Source organism: Pseudooceanicola lipolyticus (genome assembly GCF_002786325.1).
Lineage (GTDB): Bacteria > Pseudomonadota > Alphaproteobacteria > Rhodobacterales > Rhodobacteraceae > Pseudooceanicola_C > Pseudooceanicola_C lipolyticus.
In genome coordinates this window covers 1-8,112 of sequence record NZ_PGTB01000163.1, presented here as the reverse complement: position 1 = coordinate 8,112, position 8,112 = coordinate 1, and the positions used below count along the sequence as shown (strand labels likewise).

9 protein-coding genes are annotated in these 8,112 nt (G+C 66.1%); 3 read left to right on the top strand and 6 right to left on the bottom strand.

Translation table 11 applies throughout. The features are described from left to right. Together CVM52_RS21580 and CVM52_RS21575 are read left to right on the top strand one after the other, a co-directional pair. Window positions 1–553, top strand: a 553-nt coding sequence (locus CVM52_RS21580) for a lytic transglycosylase domain-containing protein (RefSeq protein WP_133119926.1), incomplete at its 5' end; no start/stop codon positions are given. A 96-nt stretch (window positions 554–649) separates the two neighbouring features. Next, window positions 650–1,810: a WD40/YVTN/BNR-like repeat-containing protein gene (locus CVM52_RS21575; RefSeq protein WP_100164452.1), complete on the top strand. Its 1,161-nt coding sequence runs from the start codon at window positions 650–652 to the stop codon at window positions 1,808–1,810. Between the two features lie 23 nt (window positions 1,811–1,833). Here CVM52_RS21575 and CVM52_RS21570 read toward each other — a convergent pair whose 3' ends face one another. From CVM52_RS21570 to topA, 5 genes are all read right to left on the bottom strand, one after another. Next, the gene (locus tag CVM52_RS21570) at window positions 1,834–2,124 is read right to left on the bottom strand and encodes a GNAT family N-acetyltransferase (RefSeq protein WP_100164451.1); all 291 of its coding nucleotides are present in this window, start codon (window positions 2,122–2,124) and stop codon (window positions 1,834–1,836) included. Continuing rightward, window positions 2,117–2,740: a CoA transferase subunit B gene (locus CVM52_RS21565; RefSeq protein WP_100164450.1), complete on the bottom strand. Its 624-nt coding sequence runs from the start codon at window positions 2,738–2,740 to the stop codon at window positions 2,117–2,119. The genes CVM52_RS21570 and CVM52_RS21565 overlap by 8 nt, the downstream gene beginning before the upstream one ends. 69 nt (window positions 2,741–2,809) lie before the next feature. After that, window positions 2,810–3,841 carry a PAS domain-containing protein gene (locus tag CVM52_RS21560; RefSeq protein WP_100164449.1) on the bottom strand — a complete coding sequence of 344 codons (1,032 nt, stop codon included), beginning with the start codon at window positions 3,839–3,841 and terminating at the stop codon, window positions 2,810–2,812. Between the two features lie 3 nt (window positions 3,842–3,844). After that, complete coding sequence (locus tag CVM52_RS21555; RefSeq protein ID WP_100164448.1) at window positions 3,845–4,549, bottom strand: CoA transferase subunit A; 705 nt, start codon at window positions 4,547–4,549, stop codon at window positions 3,845–3,847. A gap of 113 nt (window positions 4,550–4,662) precedes the next feature. Then, on the bottom strand, window positions 4,663–7,185 hold the full coding sequence (topA, locus tag CVM52_RS21550) for a type I DNA topoisomerase (RefSeq protein WP_100164447.1): 2,523 nt from the start codon (window positions 7,183–7,185) through the stop codon (window positions 4,663–4,665). A 159-nt stretch (window positions 7,186–7,344) separates the two neighbouring features. Here topA and CVM52_RS21545 point away from each other — a divergent pair, with 159 nt between their 5' ends. Continuing rightward, window positions 7,345–7,788, top strand: coding sequence for a hypothetical protein (locus tag CVM52_RS21545; protein ID WP_100164446.1), 444 nt, complete (start codon window positions 7,345–7,347; stop codon window positions 7,786–7,788). Between the two features lie 15 nt (window positions 7,789–7,803). Here the strand turns inward: CVM52_RS21545 and CVM52_RS27085 are convergent. Then, window positions 7,804–8,112, bottom strand: a 309-nt coding sequence (locus CVM52_RS27085; protein ID WP_503128398.1) for a DprA-like winged helix domain-containing protein, incomplete at its 5' end; no start/stop codon positions are given.

Below are 8,112 nucleotides of genomic sequence, written 5' to 3'. Positions count from 1 at the left end.
GGCGCGGCTGACCCCGGCGCTGAGGGTGCTGAACGCCTCGGGCAAGGTGCCGGCGCCGCGCCTGCAGACGTTGCAGCAGATTGCCACCGAACAGGCGGCGCCGATCCTGATGTCGACGGCGGGCACCTCGGTTTCGCCGGCGCTGGTCCTGGCGGTGATCGCGGTGGAATCGGCGGGCCGGGCCAATGCGGTCAGCAGCGCCGGCGCCGCCGGGCTGATGCAGCTGATGCCCGACACCGCCACCCGCTTTGGCGTGACCGACCGGATGGTGGCCGATCAGAACATTTCCGGCGGCGTGCGCTATCTCGACTGGCTGATGCAGGAATTCAACGGCGACCCGATGCTGGTGCTGGCCGGGTATAATGCCGGCGAGGGAGCGGTCAGAAAGAATGGCGGCGTGCCGCCCTATGCCGAAACCCGCGATTACGTGCCCAAGGTGCTGGCCGCCTTCCAGGTGGCGCGCGGCTTGTGCCGCACCCCGCCCGAGCTGATCTCGGACGGCTGCGTTTTCGTCGCCGCCGCGCCCGAACGGGTGAGCCAGGTCCAGAACTGACGGCCCACCGGCCAAGCCTTGCCGGGGCCGTCACGGTACAGATGGCCGAAGCCGCGTTCCGTGCTATCCTCGCGCCAGGCTTGGGAGGGCGGCACGATGTCTGAGACGGGTGTTTCGATTCTGGTTGGCACGACCAAGGGCGCCTTCATCCTTCACAGCGGGACGGACCGCGCCGATTGGGTGGTGAAAGGCCCGTTCTGCGATGGCTGGCCGATCAACCATGTCGTGGGCGATGCCGCAACCGGCCGGATCTGGGCCGGGGGCGGGGGCGACTGGAACGGCGCCGGGGTCTGGCGTTCGGAGGATGGCGGGGCCAGCTGGTCGCTGACTCGGCTGACCAAGGGGTCGCTGGACGACTGGGCGGCCAATGACGAAAATTTTGCCCAGATGATCGGCTGGCAGAAAGAGGATCTGCCCTTTGGCGACCAGTTCGAACAGGTCTGGTCGCTGTGTCATGCCCATGGCACGCTCTATGCTGGCACCAAGCCCGCCAGCCTGCTGGCCAGCGGCGATGGCGGCAAAACCTGGGAAAAACGCGAGGGGCTGACCAACCATCCCTCGGCGGAAAGCTGGATCCCCGGCGGCGCCGGGCTGGTGCTGCATTCCATCGTGCCCGATCCGGCCGCGGCGGATAAGCTGTGGGTGGGGATTTCCATGGCCGGGGTCTTCGCCACCGAGGATGGCGGCACCAGCTGGGAACGGCGCAACCGGCTGGCCAATGCCGAAAGCTGCACCCAGCACGACCACCCGGCCGCGCCGCATGACGGGGAAACCGGGCATTGCGTGCACAATATCCGGCGCGCGGCGGGCAATGGCGACGTGCTGTATCAGCAGAACCACCACGGCGTCTGGCGTTCGGGCGATGGCGGACGCAGCTGGGAGGACATCACCGCCGGGCTGCCCTCGACCTTCGGGTTTCCGATCCATGTCCATCCGCGCGACCCGCAGAAGATCTGGACCCTGCCGCTGAACGGCGACAGTGCCGGGCGCTATCCGCCCGATGCGGCGGCGGCGGTCTGGCATTCCGACGATGGCGGCCGCACTTGGCGGGCACAGCGCGCCGGGCTGCCGCAGGTGGCCTGTTTCTTCACCGTGCTGCGGCAGGCGATGGCGGGCGACCGGCATGACCCGGCCGGAATCTATTTCGGCACCAATAGCGGCTCGGTCTTTGCCAGCCGCGACGAGGGCGAAAACTGGAGCGAGATCGCCCGCCATCTGCCCACGGTTCTGGCTGTCGAGGTGCTGGGCGGGGCGTGAGCGGCGGCTTTGGCCGTGATGCCTTACGCGCTGAACTGGTCGGCCCATTCCGGATGCCGCCGCCGCTGGGCGTTCACGAAGGGGCAGAGCGGCACGATCTTGTAGCCGCCCGCCTTCGCATCGGCGACCAGCCGCGCAACCAGCGCCGCCCCCGCGCCGGTGCCGCGCAGGGCATCCGGCACGCCGGTGTGATCGGCGATGATCAGGCTGGGCGAGGCCACGCTGAAGGTCAGCTCGGCCTCGGTCCCGTTCTGGCGCAGCAAGTAGCGGCCCTTGCTGCCACTGTCTTCCCGGATAATTTCGGGGTCAGACAATCTTGGCCTCGGTGGCGGCGCGCAACTCGTCCTCGCTGACCCCGTCGGCCAGTTCGACGATTTTCAGCCCGCCCTCGACCACGTCCAGCACGCCCAGATTGGTGATGATGCGGTTGACCACCCGCTTGCCGGTCAGCGGCAGGGTACATTCCTTCAGCACCTTGCTGTCGCCATGCTTGTTGGTGTGGTCCATCACCACGATGACCTTGCCGACGCCGGCGACCAGGTCCATCGCGCCGCCCATGCCCTTGACCAGCTTGCCGGGGATCATCCAGTTCGCCAGGTCGCCGTTTTCGGCCACTTCCATCGCGCCCAGGATCGCCGCGGCGATCTTGCCACCGCGGATCATGCCAAAGCTGGTGGCGCTGTCGAAATACGAGGTGCGCGCCAGTTCGGTGATGGTTTGCTTGCCGGCATTGATCAGGTCGGGATCCTCTTCGCCCTCGAAGGGGAAGGGGCCCATGCCCAGCATGCCGTTTTCAGATTGCAGCGTGATGTCCTTGTCGCCGACATAGTTCGCCACCAGGGTCGGGATACCGATCCCCAGATTGACATACATCCCGTCTTCCAGTTCCTCCGCCGCGCGCGCGGCCATCTGGTTGCGGTCCCAAGGCATAGCACTTCCTTTCTTTAGGCAGGGCAGGCGCCCTGCGGGTCCAATCATGCGCGCTGTGCGCGTCTTCTCTCAGCTTATCTCTCGCACCGCGGGCGGTGCCTGGAAAGTTACCGTCGTGCCCGATGGTCCGGACACGACATCAAGCTCGCCGGACAGCGCCGTGCTCAGTTCCAGCGCCAGCCGGCCACCCAGCGAGTTGCGGCTGGGCCAGTTCACCCCGTCGGGGAAACCGCGCCCGTCATCGCGGATCTGGATGCGGATGCCGCCATCGGCGCGTTCCGCCACCGTCACCGCCACCAGGCCGTCGGCGCCCTCCTCGAACGCGTGCTGCATCGCATTGGTCACGCATTCCGACACGATCATCGCAATATGCACCGCGTGTTCGACGGGCACGGTGAAGCGGTCGGCCTGCAGCGACACCTGAACCGCGTCCTGATCGCCCAGCGCCCCGATCGCCAGCGTGATGCGCTCGAGATAGTCGCTCAGCACCACCGCCTGCCGGTTTTCACCCGGCCGGTAGGTCAGCTGCTCATACAGCAGCGACAGCACGTCGATCCGGTTTGCCGCATCGTTCAGGATGCGGCGCGGGTCGGCACTGTTATCGCGGCCATGCATCCGGATCAGCGAGCGTACCATCGCCAGGTGATTCTTGACCCGGTGATGCAGCTCGTCGATGGCGGCGCGCTGGTTGTCGGGCTGGTCTTCGGCGGCCAGGCGTTTCTGCACGCCGCTGAAGAACAGCACCGTGCCATCCGGGGCGCGCAGCGGCGAGATCAGCAAACGGTTCCAGAATGGCGTGCCATTCTTGTGATAGTTCAGGATGTCGACCATCACCTCGTCATTGTCGCGCAGCGCCTTCTGGATGCGCTCGACGGTGTGCGGGTCGGTCGCCGGGCCCTGGAGGAACCGGCAATTGCGGCCGATGATCTCGGATTTCGGATAGCCCGAAATATCGCAGAAGGCCTGGTTGGCATAGACGATGGGATTGTCCGGCTGACGCGGGTCGGTCAGAACCAGCGAGAAGGGCGCCGCGGCGAGGAATTGCAGCGCGACGCTCTCGGTCAGTTCTCCCAGGAAGGGCCCCGCGTCAGGTGCCCTCATCGCCTAGGCATCCTCCTTCTTGCGGACCGTGCGCTGTTCGATGCGCTTTTCGTGTTCGCCCTGGATGATCCGGTGCACGTAGATGCCGGGCAGGTGGATATGGTCAGGGTCGATCGAGCCGCGCGGCACGATTTCTTCCACCTCGGCGACGCAGACCTTGCCGCACATCGCCGCCGGCGGATTGAAGTTGCGCGCGGTCTTGCGGAACACCAGGTTGCCGGTATCGTCGGCCTTCCAGGCCTTGACGATGGAGAGATCGGCAAAGATGCCCTGTTCGAGGATATATTCCTCGCCGTTGAACACCTTCACTTCCTTGCCCTCGGCGATCTGCGTGCCGACACCGGTCTTGGTGTAGAAGCCGGGGATGCCGCAGCCGCCGGCGCGCATGCGCTCGGCCAGGGTGCCCTGCGGGTTGAATTCCAGCTCCAGCTCGCCCGAGAGGTATTGCCGCATGAATTCGGCATTTTCCCCGACATAGGAGGACATCATCTTTTTGACCTGGCGGCTTTGCAGCAGCACGCCCAGGCCGAAATCATCCACCCCGGCATTGTTCGAGGCGACGGTCAGATCCTTGGTGCCGGCGTCGCGGATTGCCGAGATCAGCAGTTCCGGAATCCCGCACAGACCAAAACCGCCCGCCGCGATCAGCATGCCGTCAAACAGCAGGCCGTCCAGCGCCTCGGCGGCGGACTCGTAGACTTTCTTCATGAGGCCCCTCCTTGTTTAAACTCCCCCACGTCATGCCGTCAGCCGCGCGGAGAGTCAACGAAATGCCGCAGTGCGGAATATTTCCGCCTGCGGCCGGGGGAGGGCGGTGCGGCTCAGCTGGCTTTCTTCTTGCGGGCCGGCGCCTTCTTGCCCTTCTTGGCGGCCTTCTCGGCAATCAGCTCAACCGCCAGTTCCATCGTCACGGTTTCGGGCTCGACATCCTTGGGCAGGGTGGCGTTGACCTTCTCCCATTTCACATAGGGGCCATAGCGGCCGGCCATCACGTTGACGGGCCCGCCGTTTTCAGGATGTTCGCCCAGCTCCTTCAAGGGCTTGGCCGCGGTGCCGCGGCCACCGCGCGCGGCCTTCTGCGCCAGCAGTTCGACGGCGCGGTTCATGCCGACCTCGAACACTTCCTCGACGCTGGACAGGTTGGCATAGACCCGACCGTGTTTCACGAAGGGGCCATAGCGGCCAATGCCGGCCTCGATGAGTTCGCCATCCTCGGGATGCGGCCCGATCGGGCGCGGCAGGTTCAGCAGCGTCAGCGCCTTGTCGAGGTCGATATCCTCGGGCGACCACCCTTTGGGCAGCGAGGCGCGCGGCGGTTTCGGCGCCTCTTCGGTCGGCTCGCCCTTCTGCACATAGGGGCCGAACCGCCCCTTGCGCAGCGTCACCGGCTCTTCCTCGTCATAGCCCAGCAGCTTGCCATCCGGCCCGATCTCGTCACCTTCGGCGCCCGGAGGACCGAAGGCACGGGTATAGCGGCAGTCGGGATAGTTGGAGCAGCCGATAAAGGCGCCGCCCGAGCGCGCCGTGCGCATCGACAGGCGGCCCTCGCCGCAGACCGGGCATTGGCGCGGATCGCCGCCATCTTCGCGCGGCGGGAACAGGTGCGGTTCCAGCACCTCGTTGATCTTGTCCAGCACATCGGTGATGCGCAGTTCCGAAGTTTCGGCGATGGCGGCCGAAAAGTCGCGCCAGAACCGCGCCAGCACCGCCTTGTAATCCGAGTCGCCGGCGCTGACCTGGTCGAGCTCGTCCTCAAGCCCGGCGGTGAAGTCATAGCCGACATAGCGGCGGAAATAATTGGTCAGGAAGGCGGTCACCAGGCGCCCCTTGTCTTCGGGGATCAGGCGGTTCTTGTCCTTGCGGACATATTCGCGGTCCTGGATGGTGGTGATCACGCTGGCATAGGTCGAGGGCCGGCCGATGCCCAGTTCTTCCATCTTCTTGACCAGAGTCGCCTCGGTATAGCGCGGCGGCGGCTGGGTGAAATGTTGCTCGGGGGTGACGTCGCGCTTGTCGGCCTTTTCACCCTCGGAAATCTGCGGCAGGCGCTTGTCATCGTCATCGACAACCGTGTCGTCGCGGCCTTCCTCGTAGACCCGCAGGAAACCGTCGAACAGCACCACCTGGCCGGTGGCGCGCAACTCGACCTGGCCGTCGGCGCTGCCGACATCGACGGTGGTGCGTTCCAGCCGCGCCGATTCCATCTGGCAGGCCAGGGTGCGCTTCCAGATCAGGTCATACAGCTTGCGCTGATCGGCATCGCGCAGCTTCAGCGCCTCGGCATCGGCGGCCATATCCGTCGGGCGGATACATTCATGCGCTTCCTGCGCGTTCTTGGCCTTGTTCTTGTAAATGCGCGGGCTGCTGGGCACGTATTCACCGCCGAACCGGTCGCTCACCGCATCGCGCGCGGCCTGCACCGCCTCGGGCGCCATGTCGATGCCGTCGGTCCGCATATAGGTGATGTGCCCGGCCTCGTAGAGCCGCTGCGCCGCGCTCATGGTCTGGCGCGCGCCCATGCCGAACTTGCGGCTGGCTTCCTGTTGCAACGTCGAGGTCATGAAGGGCGGGGCCGGGTTGCGCGAGGCCGGCTTGGCCTCGACCGACTTGACCACCAGGTCGCGCGAGGTGATCGCCTGCACCGCCATCTCGGCCTGGGTCTCGTTTTCGATGTCGTAGCGGTCCAGCTTTTTGCCGGCCAGCACCGTCAGCCGTGCCTCGTATTCCTGGCCGCGCGGCGTGCTCAGCACCGCCTTGACCGACCAGTATTCGCGGGCGCGGAACGCCTCGATCTCCATCTCGCGTTCGACGATCAGCCGCAGGCAGACCGATTGCACCCGCCCGGCCGATTTGGCGCCGGGCAGCTTGCGCCACAGCACCGGCGACAGGTTGAAGCCCACCAGGTAATCCAGCGCGCGGCGCGCCAGATAGGCCTCGACCAGCGGCATGTCGACATCGCGGGGATGTTTCATCGCCTCGCTGACCGCGTCCTTGGTGATGGCGTTGAAGGTGACGCGGCTGACCGCGGTGCCCTTCTTGATCGAGCGCCGCTTGGTCAGCGCCTCTTTCAGGTGCCAGGAAATCGCCTCGCCCTCGCGGTCGGGGTCGGTGGCGAGGATCAGTTCGCCGTCTTCGGCCAGCGCGTCGGCAATCGCCTTGACATGTTTCTTGCTGTCGCTGGCGACCTCCCAGGTCATGGCGAAATCCTGCTCGGGATCGACCGATCCGTCCTTCGGCGGCAGGTCGCGCACATGCCCGTAGGAGGCCAGAACCGTATAGCCGGGGCCGAGATACTTGTTGATCGTTTTGGCTTTGGCAGGAGATTCTACAACAACAACAGGCATTTAAAAGGATACCTCAATGACGGCTTCGGGGCGGCTCTATGACGGCGCAACATGTGGGGCGCAAGGGGTGAATGTCAATTGGTGCGAATTTGACTCCGTTAACAGGCTCGTCAGGGGCTGCGCAGTGCGGTAAATTTGCGCAACGCAAGCGAGGATGGGATGCGGGGACTACTGGCAGGTCTGTGGCTGATCTGGGCGGCAGCGCCGCTGGCGGCGCAGTCCTGGCACGAACCGCCGCGCGGCAGCGCCACCCGCGGCGCGCTGATGGAGGCGGTGCGCCCGCTGGTCGAATGGCAGCTGGGCGCGCCGGTGGAATTCATCGTGTACGACCTGCGCCAATATGGCGATATCGCCTTTGCCAACCTCTATCCGCAACGCCCCGGCGGCGGCGAGATCGACCTTTATCGCACGCCCGGCTATGCCCGCGGCGAGCTGTCGCCGGATTTCATGGATGGCGCCGGGGTGCAGGCGCTGTATCGCCGGTCGGGCAATACCTGGGTTGCGGTGCGCTGGGTGCTGGGCGCCACCGATGTCTGGTGGTCGGAGCGCGAGCTGTGTTTCTACTGGCGGCCGGTGATTCCCGATGTCTGCCAAGGGCTTTGACCCCAGGCCAGGGGGTCAGTTGACCAGGCTCAACAGGCCACCGGCGTGCCGCGCGATGCGGCCTTCCAGTTCCAGATCGACCAGCGCCGGGGCAACGTCGCCCGCCGGCAGCGACAGGTCGCGCAGCAGCTGATCCTCGGCCACCGGAGAGGGGCCCAGCCGGCCCAGGATCTGCGCATGCAGGCGGGCGGAGTCTTGCAGGCTGCGCGTTTCCGGCTGGGCCGGGTCCAGCGGCAGGGTGGGTTGTTCGCTTGCCGGCGGCTCGGCCGGACCGATGGCCTCGATCACATCCGCGGCGCTGCGCACCAGCACCGCGCCGTCGCG